The organism is Saccharothrix longispora (assembly GCF_030852425.1).
GTDB classification, from domain to species: domain Bacteria; phylum Actinomycetota; class Actinomycetes; order Mycobacteriales; family Pseudonocardiaceae; genus Actinosynnema; species Actinosynnema longispora.
In genome coordinates, this window is record NZ_NSDM01000017.1 from 1,899 (window position 1) to 20,641 (window position 18,743).

The 18,743-nt window shown below is 74.9% G+C and carries 17 protein-coding genes; 7 read left to right on the top strand and 10 right to left on the bottom strand.

Annotated features, from left to right (window positions below; all coding sequences use genetic code 11):
• Nucleotides 1–133: 133 nt before the first annotated feature.
• From CKY47_RS31000 to CKY47_RS31010, 3 genes are all read right to left on the bottom strand, one after another.
• A complete protein-coding gene (locus CKY47_RS31000; RefSeq protein WP_306750008.1) occupies nucleotides 134–973 on the bottom strand; it encodes an alpha/beta fold hydrolase in 840 nt (279 codons plus the stop codon).
• Between the two features lie 135 nt (nucleotides 974–1,108).
• Entirely contained in the window at nucleotides 1,109–2,116 is a 1,008-nt protein-coding gene (locus tag CKY47_RS31005; protein ID WP_306749879.1) for a TerC/Alx family metal homeostasis membrane protein, read from the bottom strand.
• Between the two features lie 153 nt (nucleotides 2,117–2,269).
• Entirely contained in the window at nucleotides 2,270–2,734 is a 465-nt protein-coding gene (locus CKY47_RS31010) for a hypothetical protein (protein ID WP_306749880.1), read from the bottom strand.
• A 145-nt stretch (nucleotides 2,735–2,879) separates the two neighbouring features.
• Here CKY47_RS31010 and CKY47_RS31015 point away from each other — a divergent pair, with 145 nt between their 5' ends.
• Nucleotides 2,880–3,836 carry a GlxA family transcriptional regulator gene (locus tag CKY47_RS31015; RefSeq protein ID WP_306749881.1) on the top strand — a complete coding sequence of 319 codons (957 nt, stop codon included), beginning with the start codon at nucleotides 2,880–2,882 and terminating at the stop codon, nucleotides 3,834–3,836.
• A gap of 57 nt (nucleotides 3,837–3,893) precedes the next feature.
• Here the strand turns inward: CKY47_RS31015 and CKY47_RS31020 are convergent, their stop codons facing one another.
• Together CKY47_RS31020 and CKY47_RS31025 are read right to left on the bottom strand one after the other, a co-directional pair.
• Nucleotides 3,894–4,829 carry a hypothetical protein gene (locus CKY47_RS31020; protein ID WP_306749882.1) on the bottom strand — a complete coding sequence of 312 codons (936 nt, stop codon included), beginning with the start codon at nucleotides 4,827–4,829 and terminating at the stop codon, nucleotides 3,894–3,896.
• Nucleotides 4,830–4,871: 42 nt separating this feature from the next.
• On the bottom strand, nucleotides 4,872–5,663 hold the full coding sequence (locus CKY47_RS31025; RefSeq protein ID WP_306749883.1) for a serine/threonine-protein kinase: 792 nt from the start codon (nucleotides 5,661–5,663) through the stop codon (nucleotides 4,872–4,874).
• Nucleotides 5,664–5,811: 148 nt separating this feature from the next.
• Here CKY47_RS31025 and CKY47_RS31030 point away from each other — a divergent pair, with 148 nt between their 5' ends.
• From CKY47_RS31030 to CKY47_RS31045, 4 genes are all read left to right on the top strand, one after another.
• Nucleotides 5,812–7,695 carry a SpoIIE family protein phosphatase gene (locus CKY47_RS31030; RefSeq protein ID WP_306749884.1) on the top strand — a complete coding sequence of 628 codons (1,884 nt, stop codon included), beginning with the start codon at nucleotides 5,812–5,814 and terminating at the stop codon, nucleotides 7,693–7,695.
• A 152-nt stretch (nucleotides 7,696–7,847) separates the two neighbouring features.
• Nucleotides 7,848–9,455, top strand: a complete 1,608-nt coding sequence (locus tag CKY47_RS31035; protein ID WP_306749885.1) for a PP2C family protein-serine/threonine phosphatase — start codon at nucleotides 7,848–7,850, stop codon at nucleotides 9,453–9,455.
• Nucleotides 9,452–10,504 carry a cobalamin B12-binding domain-containing protein gene (locus tag CKY47_RS31040; RefSeq protein ID WP_306749886.1) on the top strand — a complete coding sequence of 351 codons (1,053 nt, stop codon included), beginning with the start codon at nucleotides 9,452–9,454 and terminating at the stop codon, nucleotides 10,502–10,504. Before CKY47_RS31035 ends, CKY47_RS31040 begins: the two co-directional genes overlap by 4 nt.
• Nucleotides 10,501–10,860 carry an STAS domain-containing protein gene (locus tag CKY47_RS31045; RefSeq protein WP_306749887.1) on the top strand — a complete coding sequence of 120 codons (360 nt, stop codon included), beginning with the start codon at nucleotides 10,501–10,503 and terminating at the stop codon, nucleotides 10,858–10,860. Before CKY47_RS31040 ends, CKY47_RS31045 begins: the two co-directional genes overlap by 4 nt.
• A gap of 58 nt (nucleotides 10,861–10,918) precedes the next feature.
• Here CKY47_RS31045 and CKY47_RS31050 read toward each other — a convergent pair whose 3' ends face one another.
• Entirely contained in the window at nucleotides 10,919–12,694 is a 1,776-nt protein-coding gene (locus CKY47_RS31050; protein WP_306749888.1) for a serine/threonine-protein kinase, read from the bottom strand.
• Between the two features lie 294 nt (nucleotides 12,695–12,988).
• Here CKY47_RS31050 and CKY47_RS31055 point away from each other — a divergent pair, with 294 nt between their 5' ends.
• The gene (locus CKY47_RS31055) at nucleotides 12,989–14,287 is read left to right on the top strand and encodes a family 43 glycosylhydrolase (RefSeq protein WP_306749889.1); all 1,299 of its coding nucleotides are present in this window, start codon (nucleotides 12,989–12,991) and stop codon (nucleotides 14,285–14,287) included.
• 26 nt (nucleotides 14,288–14,313) lie between these two features.
• Here the strand turns inward: CKY47_RS31055 and CKY47_RS31060 are convergent, their stop codons facing one another.
• Together CKY47_RS31060 and CKY47_RS31065 are read right to left on the bottom strand one after the other, a co-directional pair.
• Nucleotides 14,314–14,637 carry an STAS domain-containing protein gene (locus CKY47_RS31060; protein ID WP_306749890.1) on the bottom strand — a complete coding sequence of 108 codons (324 nt, stop codon included), beginning with the start codon at nucleotides 14,635–14,637 and terminating at the stop codon, nucleotides 14,314–14,316.
• Nucleotides 14,638–14,748: 111 nt separating this feature from the next.
• The gene (locus CKY47_RS31065) at nucleotides 14,749–15,222 is read right to left on the bottom strand and encodes a MarR family winged helix-turn-helix transcriptional regulator (RefSeq protein WP_306749891.1); all 474 of its coding nucleotides are present in this window, start codon (nucleotides 15,220–15,222) and stop codon (nucleotides 14,749–14,751) included.
• 71 nt (nucleotides 15,223–15,293) lie between these two features.
• Here CKY47_RS31065 and CKY47_RS31070 point away from each other — a divergent pair, with 71 nt between their 5' ends.
• Nucleotides 15,294–16,475, top strand: coding sequence for a PP2C family protein-serine/threonine phosphatase (locus CKY47_RS31070; protein ID WP_306749892.1), 1,182 nt, complete (start codon nucleotides 15,294–15,296; stop codon nucleotides 16,473–16,475).
• Nucleotides 16,476–16,643: 168 nt separating this feature from the next.
• Here the strand turns inward: CKY47_RS31070 and CKY47_RS31075 are convergent, their stop codons facing one another.
• Both CKY47_RS31075 and CKY47_RS31080 read right to left on the bottom strand, forming a co-directional pair.
• The gene (locus tag CKY47_RS31075; protein WP_306749893.1) at nucleotides 16,644–17,618 is read right to left on the bottom strand and encodes an acetylxylan esterase; all 975 of its coding nucleotides are present in this window, start codon (nucleotides 17,616–17,618) and stop codon (nucleotides 16,644–16,646) included.
• 14 nt (nucleotides 17,619–17,632) lie between these two features.
• The gene (locus CKY47_RS31080; RefSeq protein ID WP_306749894.1) at nucleotides 17,633–18,694 is read right to left on the bottom strand and encodes a LacI family DNA-binding transcriptional regulator; all 1,062 of its coding nucleotides are present in this window, start codon (nucleotides 18,692–18,694) and stop codon (nucleotides 17,633–17,635) included.
• Nucleotides 18,695–18,743: the final 49 nt, after the last annotated feature.

An 18,743-nucleotide genomic window follows, 5' to 3' on the forward strand; every position in this document is an offset into this window, starting at 1 on the left:
CCCCGCCCGCGCCGCCGTCACGCTGGCCCGCGAACTCACCCCCGCCGCGCACCCCGCGCAGCACTGACCTCAGCCGACTCACCCCAGCCGAACCACCCCCAGCCGAACCACCCCTGGGCGACACCCTCAGGCGTCACCGCCCCACGGCCTCGTCCCACCGCGCCCGCACCCACTCCACCCAGGACGCGGCCCCCGCCAGCACCGACAGGTGGCCCTCCTCCTCCGCCACCCACAGCTCCGCCCCCGCGCACCGCCGCGCCAACCACCGCGCGTGCCCCACCGGCACCACGCGGTCCCGACCACCGTGCACCAGCAGCACCGGCGCCACCACGTCAGCCGGGTCGAACCCCCACTCCGCCACGTACGCCAACTCGTCGTCCACCGCCCCCGACGCGCCCAGCGCGGGCCCCACCACCGACTCGAACCACGCCCACTCCCCCGCCAGCGCCGCCCAGTCCGCCGACGTGAACCCCGGGTCCTGCTCCCCCGCCGACGCCTCGAACGCCGCCTTCGCCGCACGACCCGCCGCCGCCGCGCGCAACGCCGACGCCCCCGATTCGGCCATCCCCGCGAACCAGTCCAGCCCCTCCGCGCCGTACGGGGCCAACCCCGACACCGACACCACGGCCACGACCCGCTCGGGCGACAACGCGCCACAGGCCAACGCGTGCGGACCACCACCCGAGTGCCCCACCACCGCGAACCGGCCCACCCCGGCGGCGTCCGCCACGGCCGCCGCGCACGCCGCCGCCGACGCCACGTCACGCCCCGGCGACGCCGACGAGCCGCCGTACCCGAACCGGTCGTAGGACAGCCACCGCAGCCCGAACCGCTCGGCGTCCGCGAACGTCGGCGCGGGCGGCGCGCCGACGTTGGGCGTCCCGTGGTGCCACAGCACCGGGAACCCGTCACCTCCCGTGTCGTAGGCGTGCAGCACGGGACCACCGGGCAACTCGACGTCGAATTCGATCATCACGGCGTCGAGCCTAATGACGTCTCTCCTCGGCAGGTTTTCGCTGGTCAGGAGGCGGACGTCGAGTCCGATGTCGCGACAGGGTTATTTTTTGTCCACACTGAAGTTATTGAGCATATGGACCAATGGTCCCGATCAGCGCTTCTGCTCGCCCGATCGGGGCTTGCTCGCCCGCAGCGAGCCGGGGTGGGCCTTGGCGGACGGGTCCTTGCGGGTCTTCAGCAGGCTGGCCACCGTGACGATCGCCAGGACACCGATGATCACGCCCAGGCTGACCGGCGTCGCGATCTCCGGCACGCTCGGCGAGATGTCGACGTGCAGCCAGTGCAGGATCAGTTTCACGCCGATGAACGCGAGGATGAGCGCCAAGCCCGTCGACAGGTAGACCAGCCGGTCGAGCAGCCCCTTCACCAGGAAGAACAGCGCTCGCAGGCCGAGCAGGGCGAAGGCGTTGGCGACGAAGACGATGTACGGCTCCTCCGTCACGCCGAACACGGCCGGGATGGAGTCGAGGGCGAACAGCAGGTCGATGCCGCCGATGGCGACCAGCACGATGAGCAGCGGCGTGCCCACCCGCTTGCCGGCCTCCCTGGTGAACAGCCTGCCGCCGTCGTACTCGGTCGACAGCGGCAGCAGGCGCCGGGCGGTGCGCACGACCGCGTTGTTCTCCACGTCCGGGTCCTCGTTGCGGTGCCGGAACAGCTGGACCGCGGTGAAGATCAGCAGCAGGCCGAACAGCAGGAACATGAACGAGAACAGCGACAGCAGCGTCGCGCCGAGCGCGATGAAGGCGGCCCGCATCACCAGCGCCAGCACGATGCCGAACGTCAGCACCTTGTGCTGGTGCTCCTCGGGCACGGCGAACGTGGTCATGATGATCACGAAGACGAACAGGTTGTCGACCGACAGCGACTTCTCGACGATGTAACCGGCGAAGTACTCGGTGCCGAACCCACCCCCGTGTGCCATCGTCAACCACACGCCGAACCCGATGGCGACGAGGATGTAGAACACCGACCAGGCGGTCGCCTCGCCGAACCCGACCCGGTGGGGCCGCACGGCGGCGAGCACCAGGTCCACCGCGAGCAGCACCACGATCAACCCGATGGTCAAGCCCCAGGTCAGCGCATCGATCTCCAGCACCCGTTACCCCGCCTTCCGTTCACCGGTGAGGGTGGCAGCTTCGCAGAAACGGACATAGCCGGGCAAAACGCCCCCCACATCCCCGCCTCGACTGCCGGAAACCATGCCCGAGGTTCCACTCCCCCGCACGGTCGAAACCCCGCCCGGCGACCGTCACGCCCCCGTGGTCGACCCCGGCCGGACGATCATCAGCACGGTGACGACGGCCCACAGCACGTTGAACAGGCCGGTGTGCATCGCGAGCCGCGCGGGCCACTTCACGTCCACCTCGACCGGCTCGCGGCCGAACCCGTCCAGCACGGCCCGCTGGCGCGGCAGCACGGCCAGCACGAGCACGCCCGCCGCGACGGCGGTCAGGGCGATCGACGTGATCAGCCAGGCGTCACCGAGCACGTCGAGGCTGCTCGCCGTGAACAGGCCGAACAGCGGCACCGCGATGCCGAGGGCGGCGTAGACGCGGCAGATGCGGTTGAGCGTGCGCAGCACCGCGACGTCGCGGTCCGCCCCCGTGGCCAGCGCGCGGCGCGTGGCGGCGGGGAACATGCTCGCCGCCGCGGTCACCGGCCCGATCGCGACGATCGCGGCCAGCACGTGCAGCGACAACAACAACTTGGTCATGATCACGGAGCCAACCGCACCGCCGGCGCGAGCGGTACTGTCCGGACTGCCATCTTCCACCCGATTCCGGCCAACCACGCCGACCTGCGGGTAGCGCCGGGTGACGCAGGTCAACCGGCTGTCCGGAACCGGTTACCGTGGCCACATGCACACGGTCGCCGTCCTGGCCCTGGACCAGGTCATCCCGTTCGACCTGGGCACCCCGCTGGAGGTGTTCACCCGCACCCGCCTGCCCGACGGGCGCACGCCGTACCGGGTCCGCGTGTGCGCGGCCACCCCCACCGTGAACGCGGGCGCGTTCACCCTCCAGGCCCACTGGGGGCTGGACGCGCTCGCCGACGCGGACACGATCGTGCTGCCCGGCTGCGCCACCCCCACCGCCCCGCTGGACGACGACGTGCTCCACGCGCTGCGCGCGGCGGCCGCGCGGGGCACCCGCATCGCCTCGATCTGCTCGGGCGCGTTCATCCTCGCCGCGACCGGCCTGCTGGACGGCCTGCGGGCGACGACCCACTGGGTGGCCGCGCCCCTGCTGGCCGCGCGCCACCCGGCGGTCGAGGTCGACCCGGACGTGCTCTACGTGGACAACGGCCAGTTCCTCACCTCGGCGGGTGCGGCGGCGGGCCTGGACCTGTGCCTGCACCTGATCCGCCGCGACCACGGTTCGGCCGTGGCCGCCGACGCCGCGCGGCTGTCGGTCGTGCCGCTGGAGCGCGAGGGCGGCCAGTCGCAGTTCATCGTCCACGACCCGCCCCCGGTGCCGCGCGGCGCGACGATGGAACCGCTGCTGGCGTGGCTGGAGGACAACGCGGCGCGGGACCTCGCCCTGGAGGACATCGCCGCGCGGGCGGGCATGAGCACCCGGACGCTGAACCGCCGCTTCCGCGAGCAGACCGGCACCACCCCGCTCCAGTGGCTGCTGCGCGCCCGCGTCCGCCGGGCCCAGTACCTGCTCGAAGCGACGGACCACCCGGTGGACCGCATCGCCGCCCAGGTCGGGTTCGGCTCCCCCACGGCGTTCCGCGACCGGTTCAAGCGCGTCGTCGGCACCAACCCCGGCGGCTACCGGGCGGCGTTCCGCACCGTCCGGGCCCCCGCGTAGGGCGACCGGCCGGCGGCACGGGCGTCGGCGGTGCACGCCTCCCGACGCCCGGACCGCTCAGGCCCGGTCGAGGGGGATGCGCGCGAGGGCCGGGCCGAGGCCGGCCGCCGGCCAGGCCACGAGCAGGTCGACGACGTCGCCGTGCCGCTCCAGCGCGAACTCCCGGGCGCACGTCAGCACGTCACCGCCGGAGGAGGACGAACCGCGCAGGGCGTGACCCGTGCGGGCGACACCGCCGTGCAGCACCGCGACGCGCGGCCCCGGGTCGTCCGCCCCCGACGGGAACGCGGCCGTGACCTCGCGCGCCACGTCGCCGCGGGCCAGGCACTCCAGGTCGAGGGACAACAGGTCGGGGCCGAGGACGGCGAGCCGGTCGAGCACCAGCACCGCGTGGTCGGCGCGGTGCAGGACCCGTCGCGCCGCGACGACCCGGCCCGGCTCGTCCACCCCGGGCCGGGGGGCGGCTCCGGGGCGTTCTCCGAAGCCGTGGGCCCCGGACCCGCGGGCAGTCGGCGTGGCGAGCGCGGGCGCGTCCCAGACCGGGGTGGTGCCGCGCGCCACCGCCTCCCGGTCCGGCAGCGGCAGGGTGACCTCGGCGTCCGGGATGTCGAGCGCCGTCCACGCGATCACCAGTCGGACCTCGTCGAAGAGCGGTGGCAGCCGGTAGCGGGCCCGGTGGTGCGGCCCGACCTCCCGGTCGCCGCTCTCCGACGACCACGCCACGGGGTGGGCGGGGCGCACGCGGTCGCCGTCGAGCCACCCGACGCGCGGGCCGCCCGTGACCGGGACGCCGCCGACCGGGACGTCGCCGCGCCGCTCCCGGACGTCGCGCTGCCGTTCGAGGGCGGTGCGGCGGTCCGCCGGCCGCCGGACGAGGAGGTCCACGTCCAGCCCGGACGTCCGCGACACCCCGCCGAGCAGGCTGATCGTCGCCCCGGGGTGCCGCACGAGCACGCCACCACCATGCGCGGGCACACCCAGCGTCGTCTCCACCGGTCGAGCATCGCGTTCGCCAGAGGCCCCCGGCAACCGCTTTCAGCGACCGCCGAGGGCGCGGGCGCACTCGGCGGCGCCGGGTCTGCGCCGCACCGACAGGGCCGTCATCAGCAACAGCAGGCGGGTCAGGTCGGCGGGCAGGTCCGGTGGCACGGCGGGCGGCCGGTCGAGGCGGGCGAACGCGGCGGCCACGGCCCCGCCGCCGTACTCGCGGCGGCCGGTCAGGCACTCCAGCAGCACCAGGCCCAGCGAGTAGACGTCGGCCGGCGGACCGACCTCCGCGCCGCGCACCTGCTCGGGCGCCAGGTACGCGGCCGAACCGACCACCTGGTCGCGCCGGGTGAGGCGGGTCGTGCCCGGCGCGCGGGCCAGGCCGAAGTCGGCGAGGTGGGCGTTGCCGCCGGCGTCGAGCAGCACGTTGGACGGCTTCACGTCGCGGTGCACCACGTCCCGCTCGTGGATGTGCGCCAACGCGTCCGCCAGCCGCGCGCCGAGCGCGCGCACCTCGTCCGGCGGCAGGGGACCGTCCGCGAGCCGGTCGCGCAGCGTCGGGCCGTCGACCAGCCGCAGCACCACGAACGGCGTGCGACCCGCGGTGCCCGCGTCCTGCACGGACACCAGGGCGGGGTGGTCGAGGCCGGCCAGGGTGCGCACCTCGTGCTGGAAGCGGCGCCGCGCGGTGGGGTCGTCGCCGAGCGTGAACAGCTTCACCGCGACGAACCGGTCCAGTCGCGTGTCCCAGGCGCGGTGCACGTCGGCCGTGCCGCCGCTGCCCAGCAGGCCGTCGAACCGGTACCGGCCGGCGAACAGGTCGTCCTCGTACTGCGGCACGCCGCGCACCCTTCTGTCACGGTGATGGGGCGGCGCGGTGTTCCCGCTGCGCCCGGAACCCAAACCGGCGAACCGGGTTCCGCTTCGGCAAGCCGCAGGCCGAGGCCGTCTCATCCGGGCGCGCCCGAGGGCATAGGGTCGTCGGATCATGGAGCTCCTGCCGCTGCCCGCCGCGGGCGACCCGGCCGCCGTCGTCGCGTGCTTCGAGGCCCTTCCCGCCGCGGTGTGGGGCTTCGCCGGACCGGACCTGGTCGTGGTGGCGGCCAACTTCGCCGCGCGGGCGGTGGTCGGCGACCTCCCCGACCCGGTGGGCCGCCCGGCGCGCGAGGGCCTGCCGGAGGCGGTCGGCCGGCAGCTCCTCGACCTGGTCGGGCAGTGCTACTCGCGGGGCCGCGTCGTGGTCGGCGAGGAGCGGCGGGTGCCCGCCGGTCGGAACCAGGGCTTCGCGACCATCACCTGCGTGCCCGCGCTGGACGCGGGCGGCGCGGTGAGCGGCGTCGTGGCGCACGTGGTCGACGCGACCGCGCAGGTGCTCGCCCGCGAACAGGCCGAGCGACGCCACCGGGCCGCGCGCGAGGCGGTGCACGACGTGCAGCGCGCCCTGCTGCCCGAGGCGCTGCCCGTCCTGCCCCGGCTGCGGCTCGCCGCGCGGCACGTCGCCGCGGCGGACGAGCGGGCCGCCGGCGGCGACTGGTTCGACGCCGTCCCCCTCGGCGACGGGCGGGTCGCGCTGCTCGTGGGCGACGTCGTGGGCCACGGACCGGGCGCGACGGCGGCGATGGCGGGTCTCCGGGCGGTCGCGCTGCACGCCCTGTGGTCGGGAGCCCCGGTCGAGGCGGTGGCGGCGCAGCTCGACGCGTTCGCCGCCCGCTCCCGGCCCGCCCGCGCCGCCGCGGTGTGCCTGGTGGAGCTGGACACCGGCACCGGCGAGGTGCGGGGCGTGAATCGTGCCCACCCGCCCGCGCTCGTCGTGTCGGCCGACGGCGGCACCCGGTTCCTGGCACGCGACCGGCCCGGCGGGCCGCTCGGTGTGGGCGCGCCGGACAGCGGCGCGTGGCACGACCGGCTGCGGGCCGACGACGTCCTCGTCCTGTACTCCGACGGACTGGTGGAGCGCGAAGGCCGCCCGCTGGGCGCCGGGCTGACCGCGCTGGCCGAGGTCACCGCGTCCGCGCTCACCGCCGCGGACGGCGGCGCCGCACCGCCGCACCACGCGGCGGACCGGCTGTGCGCCGCCGCCGTGGACCGCATGGGCTGGCCCGGCCACGGCGACGACGTCACCGTGCTGGTGGCCGAACGGCTGCCCGAGGCCCCGGCGCCGCTGTCCGTGACGCTCGACTGCGACCCGGCGAACCTCTCGGTCCTGCGCAGGCGGTTGGCCGACTGGCTCGCCGTGCCCGACGTGGACGAGGACACCGCCTACGCGATCCAGCACTCCGCGGGCGAGGCCGTCACCAACTCCGTCGAGCACGCCTACGCCCGGGGCGGCGGCGAGGTGCGGGTGACGGCCCGGCTCACCGACCTGGGCGCGGCCGAGATCGCGGTGCACGACCGGGGGCGGTGGCGGACCGCGCCCGAGTCGCCCGGCGGGCGCGGGCGCGGGCTCGCCCTGATGCGGCACTTCGCCGACACCGTCGACGTGACGTCCTCGGACGGGGGCACGACCGTGCGCCTGCTCGTCCCGATCACCCGACCGGCGCACGTCGACCGGGTGGGGCCGCACGTGGCGCGTGCCCGCAGCGGGTTCGGCACGGTCCTGGAGCGGTCCGCGAACCCCGTGCTCACCGTCACCGGGCCGGTCGACGCGCACACCGCCGACGCGCTGCGCGTCGCCGTGCACGAAGCGGGCCGGGGTGGCGCGCTGCCGCTGGTCGTGGACCTCACCGGGGTGACGCTGCTGTCCGGCGCGGGGGTGCGCCTGCTGTACGAGCTCACCGCCGCGCTGCGCGTGCGGCTCGTCGCCCCCGGCGGCTCGCCCGCGGGACAGGTCCTGTCGCTGACCGGTCTCGCGCACGCCGAGCGGCTCGACTGAGGCCCGCGCCACGCGGAACCCGCAGGTCGACGCGCCGTCTCCCCGCGAAAGGGTGCTCCGGCGGTAGACTCGGGCGGATCAGGAGTCGAGCGTAGCGAGGTGGACGGGACCCCGACACGGGTGTCCCACGCATGGTGGAAACGGATCGTCTGGTGCCCTCGGCCGGTGTCGTGCCCGACATCGGCTGGCAGGACGCGCCCTACCCGGCCGTCCTCGCGGACGGCGACGGCACGGTGCGCGCGCTGAACCGCGCCGCGCACGACCTGTTCCCCGGCGCCGCGATCGGCACGGCGCTGGCCTCGGGCTGCTCCCCGTGGCTGGCCGACGCCCACGGACAGCCGCGCCCGGTGGCCGGCCCGATCGGCGAGCGCAGCTTCGAGGCGCACCCGGTCGAGCACGACACCGGCGCGGTCACGTGGTGGCTCGTCGACGACACCGACGCCCGGGTGGCGCGCGAGGCACTCACCATCGAGCGGGAGCGCACGGCGCTGCTCAGCGAGGTGTCGACGGCGCTGCTGACCTCCCTCAACCCCGAGCGCTGCATGCAGGTCACCGCACGGCTGGCCGCGGACCACCTGGCGGACGCGGCGCTGGTCATCGCGCCCGGCGGGCGGTCCGACCACCCGGTGGCGCACTGCGTGCGCGGCGGCTCGGCGGTGCACTCCAGGGTCGAGTTCGACCCGGACGACGTGCCCGGCCTGGGCGAGGCCCTCCAGGGCTTCCCGCCGGTGCCGTCGCGGTGGATCGACCCGGCGTCGGCGCCGTCGTGGCTGCTGCCCGACGGTTTCGGCGAGGTCGGCTCGATCGTGGTGACCCCGTTGCCGGGGCACGGCATCCCCGCGGGCGCCCTGGTGCTGCTGCGACGCACCGAGCAGCGCGTGTTCACCGACGACGAAGAGGTGTTCGCCCGGCTGTTCGCGGCCCGCGCGGGCAACGCGATGTCGGCGGCGCGCATGTTCGCGCAGCAGACGTCGATCACCGAGACGCTGATGCGCGACCTGCTGCCGCCGACGCTGGACCACGTGGCCGGGGTGGAGTTCGCCGGGCGGTACCGCGCGTCCCAGGCCGCCGAGCGGATCGGCGGCGACTTCTACGACGTGCACCGGGTCGAGCAGGGCGGGGCGGCCGGCGAGTCCCTCGCCGTGCTGGGCGACGTGTGCGGCAAGGGCCTGGAGGCGGCGGTGCTGACCGGCAAGGTCCGCACCGCGCTCCAGGCGCTGCTGCCCATGTCCGACGACCACCAACAGGTGCTCGCGCTGCTCAACAACGCCCTGCTCAGCTCGCACCACACGCGGTTCGTGACGCTCGTGCTCGCCTCGGTGAGCCGCGCCGGGGCGGACGTGCGGCTGCGGCTGACGTCGGGCGGCCACCTGCCGCCGCTGGTCGTGCGCGCGAACGGCGACGTCGAGGAGGTCGACACGGCGGGCACCCTCGTCGGGGCGCTGCCCGAGGTGCACGCCACGACCGCCGAGGTCGTGCTGGGGCCGGGCGAGACGTGCCTGCTCTACACCGACGGCATCACCGAGGCCGTCGGTGGGCCGCTGGGCGGCGAGATGTTCGGCGAGGACCGGTTGCGCCGCGTGCTGGGCACGTGCGGCGGGATGCCCGCGGAGGCGGTGGTGGAGCACGTGCAGATGCTCGCGTCGCAGTGGGTCGGGCCGAACAGCCACGACGACATGGCGGTCCTCGCGATCACCGCGCCGCGCGGGCAGCACCTGACCGCGGTGGGTGGTCAGAGCCGAGGCCGGTACACGGCATGAGCGACGCGGGTGCGTGCGCCGACCGCCTGTGGGACGCCGTGGTCGTCGGTGACGAGCACGGCGCGGCCGACGTCGTGGTCAAGGCCGTCGAGAGCGGGCTGGACGCCGAGACCGTGCTGCTGGACGTGATCGGCGCGGTCCAGCGGCGGGTCGGCGTGGAGTGGGCGGCCAACCGCCTCACCGTCGCCCAGGAGCACGCGGCGACCGTGATCAACGACCGCGTCATCGGCGTGCTCGCCACCGTGGCCGAGCGGCCCGTGCCGCACCGGGAGCGGATCACCGTGGCGTGCGTCGACGGCGAGTGGCACGCGCTGCCCGCCCGGCTGCTCGCCGAGGTGCTGAAGCTGCGCGGTTTCCGGGTCGACTTCCTGGGCGCGCAGGTCCCCGCGCCGCACCTGATCACGCACCTGCACAGCACCGGCCCGGACGCGGTCGCGCTGTCCAGCTCGATCCCCACCCGGCTGCCGACCGCCCACGCCACGATCACCGCCTGCCAGGCGGCGGGGGTTCCGGTGCTGGCGGGCGGCAGCGCGTTCGGCCCGGACGGCCGCTTCGCCCGCCTGCTCGGCGCGGACCTGTGGGCCCCCGACGCCCGGTCCGCCGCCGAACTCCTGGCGTCCGGCCCGCTGCCGCGCCCGCGCAACGGCCACCAGCCGATCGACGACCTGCCGCACCTGGGCGACCAGGAGTACACGATGGTCTCGCGCACCGGCACGCAGCTGGTGAAGGCCGTCTACACCGGGCTGGAGGAGCTGTTCCCGGTCATGCGCACCTACACCGACCTCCAGCGGCAGTACACGGCCGAAGACCTCGCGCACATCGTCGAGTTCTTCGCGACCTCCCTCTACACCGGCGACGACAGCCTGTTCCTGGGCTTCCTGTCCTGGACGGCCGAGATCCTCGGTGCCCGCGGCGTGCCGCCGCACTTCCTGCCCCCCGCGCTGCGGCTGCTGGCCGCCGAACTGCGCGACTTCCCCCGTGCCACCAGGCTGCTCGACCGGGCCCGCGTCGAGCTGACCACCACCCTCGACGATGGACCTGCCGCATGAGCTCACCCAGACCGCTGACGTCCACCCCGGCCACCGTCGACCCGCACACCGTGCGCGTCGTGCTGTCCGGTGACCTGTCCTACGACAACGGGGACGACCTCGTGCGCGTCGTGGACACCGCCTTCGCCGGCGGCGAGGTGCGCCACCTGCACCTGGACTGCGCGGACGTCGGTTTCTGCGACTCCTACGGCCTGGCCACCCTGCTCTCCGTCCAACGCCGCGCGACGGCCGCCGGCGTGGCGCTGTCCCTGGACAACCGGCCGGTCATGCTGGAGCGGCTGCTGCGCCGGACGAACACCCTCCACCACCTGACGGGTGGCGCGCGGCCGGAGCGCAAGGAGCGGTCGGACAACTGAGTCCTCCCCCGGATCGCTTCCGGGGAACCGCGTCCGGGGAGCTGCCGCCGGAATCGTGTCAGGAGCGGCTCAGGATCATGCCGTTCCACCAGAAGTCGAGCTTCTCCAGGCTGTCCGCGGTGGCACCCGGCCCGGTGGCGAGCGTGCCCGTCACCGAGGTCTTGGCGTCCACCCACCACAGGTGACCCGCGCCGCCGTCGAAGTAGCAGGTGACGAACTCGCCGTCGAGCGGACCCGCCTGGCTGCGGTAGTAGGTGGAGTAGTGGATCGCGTCGACCGTCGGCCGGCAGCCGCCGCGCGCGTCGTTGCGCGGGATGCCCCGGCTGGTGACGACGGCCTGGAAGTGCGCGTCCTGCGCGGCGCGTGAGGCGAACAGGAGGAACTCGGCGCGGACGGGCGGGTCGAAGTACGGGCTGACCTCGTTGGCCTCGGTGCAGACGACCCTGGCGGTGACGCCCTCGCCTTCCGCTTGGGCGGGGGCGCACGAGTCGTTGCCCCGGTAGACGCCGGGGAGGGCGGCCAGCAACGCCTGGTCCTGGGGGCTCGGGGTCGGCTCGGCCGTCGTGGTGGCGGTCGTGGTGGTGCCGGTGCGGGTGGTGCCGCTCTTGGTGGCCTTGGTCCTGGTCGTGGTGCCGGTGGGCGCGGTGGTGCTCGCGGCGGCGGCTTCGCCGCTCAGCCTGGTCGTGGTGTCGATGACCAGGTACGCGACCACGGCGAGCACGACGGCGGCGGCGACCGCCGCGGCGGCGACGGCGGCGTACCGCCGGTCCTGTCCCGGCGGCACGGCGCCGTGCGGGCCGGTGACGGGGTGGGCCAGGACCCGGTTCGGGCCGGTGGCGGGGCGGGGCGGCGTGCCGGGGGCAGGGGTGTGCGGGGCCGCCGGGGTCGGGCTCGCCGGCTGCGGGCTCGCCGGCTGCGGGGCGGCCTGCGGCGGAGCGGTGGACCGGTGTTCCCGACGCGCGGGAGCGGCCGGTTCCGGGTCTGCTCCGAGGTCCGGTCCGGGTGCGGTTCCCGGACCGGTGAGCGCGGCGCGCGCGGCCTGGGCGAGTGCGCCCGCCGTCTCGTGGCGGGCGCCCGGGTCCTTGGCCATGCCCCGGGCGATCACGTGGTCCAGCGCCGCCGGGAGCAGGGCGTTGTGGTCCGACGCGCGGGGCGGGGGTTCCTGCATGTGCGCCCAGATCTGGGCGGCGGTGCCGTCGGCGGTGAACGGCCGCCGTCCGGTCAGGCAGGCGAAGAGGAGGCAGGCCAGCGCGTACACGTCGGCCCGCGCGTCCACCGCGCCACCGCCGTCGAACCGCTCCGGCGCCATGTAGTCCAGGGTGCCGACCACCTCGCCCGAGGCGGTGATGTGCGTCGCGGTCGGTGACGCGCTGCGGGCGATGCCGAAGTCCACCAGGTAGACGAAGTCGCCCGGCGCCACCAGCACGTTCGACGGCTTCACGTCCCGGTGCACGAGCCCGTCGGCGTGGGCGGCGTCCAGCGCGCTCGCCACCTGCTCCACGATCCGCACCGCCCGGTCGGCCTCCAGCGGACCGGCCGCGATCAACTCGGTCAGGTCGGAGCCCTCGACCAGCCGCATGTCCAGGTAGAGCCGGCCGTCGATCTCGCCGTAGGCGTGGATGGGGATGACGTGCGGCTCGCGCAACCGGGCCACGATCTGCGCCTCGCGCCGGAACCGCGCCCGGAACGCCTCGTCGTCGTGGTAGGCCGGGGACAGCCGCTTCAGGGCCACGACCCGGTCGTGCGCGGTGTCGTGCGCCCGGTGCACCTCCCCCATGCCGCCACGTCCCAGCAGCGGTCCGATCCGGTAGGGCCCGAACGTCTCTTCAGCCATGTTCTCCGCGTCCCACGTGCGCCGTCGCAGCGATCGACGCGCCCGCCCCGCGCGCGGTTCCCACCACGCCCGGCGGTGACAACCCGGTGACGCTCCGCTCGCGCCGCCGCGACGGGACCTGCGAGCCGGCGAACGCGGAACCTCCCACCGCGATCACACCGCCGGGTGATCCGATGCCGACCACCTGCTCCCGAACCGGTGAACCCGGACGCCCGGCCGGTGTCGTCGACGACGGCGGGGCCGCGGTGCCGGTAGGAAGGGGCGGTTGTCCGGCACCGAGGTCGTGGGGGAACCGTGGGGGCGTTGCGGGCCACCGCGCTGGCGGTCGTGTTCGCGCTGAGCGCGGCCGGCGTCGCCGGGGCGACGGGTGTGGAGGCGGTCGGGCCCCGCCTGGTCATCGGCGAGGACTTCCCCGACCCCGAGGTGATCCAGGTCGACGGCACCTACTACGCCTACTCGACGAGTTCCGGGCGCGGGCGGGTGCCCTACGCGACTTCGTCGAGCCCCCTGGGGCCTTGGACCATCCGGGGTGACGTGCTGCCCCGCGCACCCGCGTGGGCCGGTGACGGCGCGTTCTGGGCCCCTGACGTGTCCCGGCGCTCGGACGGGCGTTTCCTCCTGTACTTCACCGGCCCCAGTGCCGCCGTCGGGCGGATGTGCCTGGGTGCGGCCCTGGCGGACGGGCCCGGTGGCCCGTTCACGGCCACGTCGGAACAGCCGCTGGTGTGCGACGCGACCGAGGGCGGGGCGATCGACCCCGCCAGTTTCGTGGACGCCGACGGGACGCGGTACCTGCTCTACAAGAACGACGGGAACGCCATCGGGCGGCGGGCTTCGATCTGGTTGCAGCGGACGGAAGCCGACGGGGTCTCGTTCGTCGGCGGGCGGGTCGGACTGCTGCACGACCTCGGGGCCGAGGAGCAGGGCGTCGTGGAAGCCCCGGTCCTGGTCAGACGGCCTTCCCGGTACGTGTTGTTCTTCTCGTCCGGGGCCTACGACGGTCCCGACTACCGGACCGGGTACGCCGTCTCGCGCTCGTTGACCGGGACGTACGCGCGGGCCGAGCGGCCGTTGATGAGCACGGCCGGGTTCGACGGGGCGGTGGTCGGGCCCGGCGGGCAGGACGTCGGGGACGGGCACGTCTTCTTCCACGGGCACCTCGCGGGGCTCGGGCGGGGCACGTACGTCGCGGAACTGGGCTGGGCCGACGACCGGCCCGTGGTGCGCGGCAGCCGGGTCCGGTACGAGGCGGAACGCGGAGTGGTCCACCGGGCCGTGGTGCGCACGGGTGTCGAGGGGGCGTCGGGGGGCGCGGTGGTGAGCGGGTTCGCGGAGGTCGGCAGCCGGCTGGAGGTGCGGGTGTTCGCACCGGTCGACGGGACGTACACGGTCTCCATCGGCTATTCCGCGCGGGCCGGCGACGCGCGGCACGCGCTGGCGGTGGACGACGGGGCGGCCGCGGTCGTGGAGTACCCCGGCTCGGGCACGTGGGCGCGCGTGGCGGTGGACGTCGCGTTGACCGCCGGGTTCAACGACGTGCGGTTGCGCTACCTCGACGGGGCGGTCGAGGTGGACTACCTGGAGGTGGCCTGACCCGCGCCGGCGCTCGGCGGCGCGCCCTACCGGTGGATCGCGAACCCCGTGATGTCGAGCAGGCGGGCGGCCGACCGGGACGGGTTGACCACCTGGACGGTGTGCCCCGTGGGCGTCAGCGCCTGGATCAGCTCGGCCAGGAAGCGGAGCCCGGCCGCACCGAAGAAGACGACCCCGGCCAGGTCCACCACGACGTCGGTCGGCCGCCTGGCGGCCAGTGCCCGGCGGGCCAGGTCGAACTGGTCGTCGCACGCCATGTCGATCTCGCCGCTCAGTTCGACGCGCGCCGGGTCTTCGCCGAACGAGCAGCGGACCTGGCCCACCACCGGCGGGTCCACACCGAGGATCACTACGGGCCGCCTTCGCATCGTCCGAGCCTGGACTTTTGCACTATGACAATAGTTCGGCTCTAGTATGCGCTCGTGACGGTGCGATCGGCAAACACGGAGGCGGGCAGGGTGTCAGGCCGGGCGTTCCCGCGAGTCGTCGGCGTCCGACCCGGCGGCCCGGGCGAAGCCCGTCAGACCCACCAGCAGGTGCATCCGGTCCGCGGGGCTCATGGCCGCGAGGATGCGGGTGATCTCCTGACGCCGCAGGCGGCCGACCTCGGCCATCAGGGCGCGACCGCTGCGGGTCAACGTCAACTCCACCTCGCGCCTGCTGTGGCTGCTCTCACTGCGCGCGACGAAACCCGCGGCCTGGAGCCGGTCGCACAGCCTGCTCGCCGACGACGGGATCGCGCCCATCGCCTCGGCGAGGCCGTTCAGGTTGACCTTGCCGTGCCGCGCGATCACGGTGAGCGCCTGGAACTGCGACGCCGACACCCTCGTCTCCAGCACGTGCTGCGAGGCCGCCCACAGCGCGGCGAGCACGTCCGCCGCCCGCTCGACAGCCGCCGCCGGGTCGTCCGGGTGCTGCTGGTCGTCGGTCGCCATGCCACCTACTGTGTCATCCCGACCCCTCGCCGGAACAACCCCACGAGCCGGATTCCGGCAAGGAGGCTCCCGTGACCTCGACGGACGACGTCGTCATCGGCATCGAGCAGGCCCTGAGAACGAGCCCGCCGCACGCCCTGCTCGACACGCTGCACGCGCGGCTGCGCAGCGACTTCGGCGCGACCGGCACGGAGCTGCTGCTCGCCGACTACAAGCTCAGCGTGCTGCAACCGGTCACCCGGCTGCCCGAGACGGCGGCGCCGCTGGCGATCCGGACCACGACCGCGGGGAGGGCGTTCACCTCGCAGCGCGTGCTGCTCGAACCCGACCGGGACCGGGACGGGGTGGTGGCCCACCTGCCGGTGGCGGTGCGCGGCGACCGGCTCGGCGTGCTCGTCACCAGGCTGCCCGAGGCGCCCGACGCCGACGTGCTGCCCGCGCTGGCCGAACTGGCCACGGCGCTCGGGCACGAGCTGGTCGTCGCCGAGCGCGACACCGACCTGTACCTGCGGGCCCGAAGACGGGAGCGGCTCAGCCTGGCCGCGGAGATGCAGTGGCAGCTGCTGCCCGGGCGCGGCTGCGCGCGGGCCGAGTACTCCCTGGGCGGGCAGCTCGAACCCGCCTACACGATCAACGGCGACAACTTCGACTGGAGCGCCACCTCCGACCGGCTCACCGTCACCGTGTCCAACGGCATGGGCGAGGGCATCCAGGCGGCGCTGCTGACCAACCTGGCGATCAGCGCCCTGCGCAACGCCCGCCGCGCCGGGCTCGACCTCCAGGGGCAGGCCGCACTGGCCGACCAGGCGATCTACGCCCAGCACGGCGGCTCGTGCCACGTGTCCACCCTGCTGCTGGAGTTCGAGCTGTCCACCGGCAACGTGTCCGTGATCGACGCCGGGTCGCCGCGCATGCTCCGGATGCGCGGCGGCGAGGTCACCCTGGTCCCGTTCGAGCGCCAGCTGCCGCTGGGCATGTTCGACGGCACCGACTACGAGGTGCAGCGGCTGCGCGTGGAGCCCGGCGACCGGCTGGTGGTCGTCAGCGACGGCGTGCACGCCGCGCGGTCGCCGCACGGCAGCGACTACGGCTCCACCAACCTCGACCGGATCATCCGCGGGTCCCACCACCTGCCCGCGCCCGAGGCGGCGCGGGCCATCATCGCCGAGCTGCTCGACTACCACGAGGGGACCGACCTGCTCGACGACGCCGTGGTGGTGTGCCTCGACTGGACCGGGCCCCCGGCTCCCTGACGGGACGCGTGCCAGGGCCTCCGGCACCGTGAGCGGGCGCGGCGCCGGCGTGCGGTCGTACGTCGCGTCCTGCCGCGCTCCCGCACCGGGTTCGGCGTGTCGCCGACCGCGACGTCCGGCGCGCCCACCCGGCCGGTCACCTCGACGCGCACCCCGGCGGGGTCGGGGTCAGCGGTCGCCGAACCGCTTCCCCAGCCACGCGAGCTGGCGGGCGGAGTGCAGGGCCTCGCCGTGCTCGTGCCCGTTGAACGGGTAGACCTCGATGCCCTTGTCCGCGCCGCCCAGGACGTTGTACGCGGCGAACGCGCCGGCCGGCGGGCAGACGTCGTCGCGCAGGCCGACGCCGAAGTGGGCCGCCGCGGTGGTGCGGCGGGCGAAGTGCGCGCCGTCGAAGTGCGCCAGCGAGTCCAGCACCCGCTCCGCGGCCTCCCGGTGCACGGACAGGAACCGGGTGATCTCGCCGTACGGGTGCGCGTCGGTGAGCGCGACGCTCCTGGGGATGTCGCACAGCAGGGGCGCGCTGACCAGCAGCGCGACCGCCCTCGGGTTGAGCCCGGCGGCGGCCAGGGCGAGGCCGCCGCCCTGGCTGTTGCCGGCCACCGCGATCCGCGCGCCGTCCACGCCGGGCAGCGCGGCGACGGCGTCCACGGCACGCGCCGCGTCGGTGAGCAGCCGGCGCAGGTAGGCCGTGCGGGGATCGGTGACACCGCGGGTCAGGAAGCCGGGCGCGGCCGGTCCGGACCCCACCGGGTCGGGGGTGTCGCCGCCGTTGCCGTACTGGCCGCCCTGCCCCCTGGTGTCCACGAGCAGGTGCGCGTACCCGGCGCAGGGCCACACCAGCCGCTCGTGCGGCAACCCCCGACCGCGCCCGTAGCCCAGGTACTCCACGACGGCGGGCAGGTCGCGCCCGGCGGTGCCGGCGGGTCGGGTGAGCCAGGCGCGGATCGGGTGGCCGGCGAACCCGGTGAACGTGACGTCCCAGGTGTCGACGAGCGCGAGGTCCGTCGCGACGGGCACGACGTCCACGAGCGGGTCGTGGGCGGCGGCCTCGGCGAGGGTCTCGGACCAGAACGCGTCGAAACCGGCGGGTTCCCGAACCTCGGGCGCGTACCGCTCCCAGTCGGGCAGGTCGAGCAGGGCCATCGTCGATCCTCGGGTCAGGGACGGACAGGTGGGGCGGTGCTCTCGCGCACCACGAGTTCGGTGGCCAGGTCTATCCGCTCGTTCGGCGGGCGCTCGCCGCGGGCGAGCGTGAAGACCATCTGCGCGGCGGTGGTCGCCATCTCGCGCAGCGGCTGGCGCACGGTGGTCAACGGCGGCCCGATCCACTCGGTCACCGAGAGGTCGTCGTAGCCGACGATCGACAGGTCGCGTGGAACGGACAGGCCCAGCTCCCGGGCGGCGCGCATGACGCCGAGGGCCTGGAAGTCCGAACCCGCGAAGATGGCGGTGGGCCGGTCGGGCCGGTCGAGCAGGACGAGCCCGTGGTGGTAGCCACCGTGGACGTAGAAGTCGCCGTAGCGCACCAGTTCCGGGTCGATCGGCACGTCGGCGGCCTCCAGCGCGCTGCGGTAGCCGTCGACCCTGGCGCGGCTGCACAGCATCGTGGTCGGACCGGAGACGACCGCGATCCTCCGGTGCCCCAACGCGATCAGGTGCCGGGTCGCGGCCAGGCCGCCCGCCCAGTTCGCCGAGCCGACGGTCGGCACGCCCGGTGGCTGCTCCCCCGCCGTGTCGACGACGACGAACGGGATGGTGCGGGTCGCGAGCTGGTGGCGCTGCTCGGCGTCCAGCTCCGCCAGCACGAGGATCACGCCCAGCGGGCGACGGGTGAGCAGGTCGTCGAACCACTCGCGGCGGGGGCGGTGCGCGCCGCCCAGTTCGGACAGCACGACGGCGGCGCGCTCCACGGCCGCGGCCTGCTCGACGCCGCGGATGATCTCCGTGGCCCAGGCCGAGTTCATCTCGTGGAACACCAGGTCGATCAGCGCCGGCCGGGACGACTGGCGGGCCCGTCGTCGGCGGTACCGGTGGCGTTCGATGACGCTCTCCACCCGGGCGCGGGTGTCGGCGGCGACGTCCGGTCGGCCGTTGAGGACCTTCGAGACCGTGGGCACCGAGACGCCCGCCTCGGCCGCGATGGACGAGATGGACGCGGCCACCGGCTTGCCCGCACCGTCCGCCGCACCGTTCGGGCTCGACTCCGTTGACGCGCTCATGCCTGCCCTGTCCGAGAGGTTGCGCGTGCGGCAGCGCGCTTCGGATCTA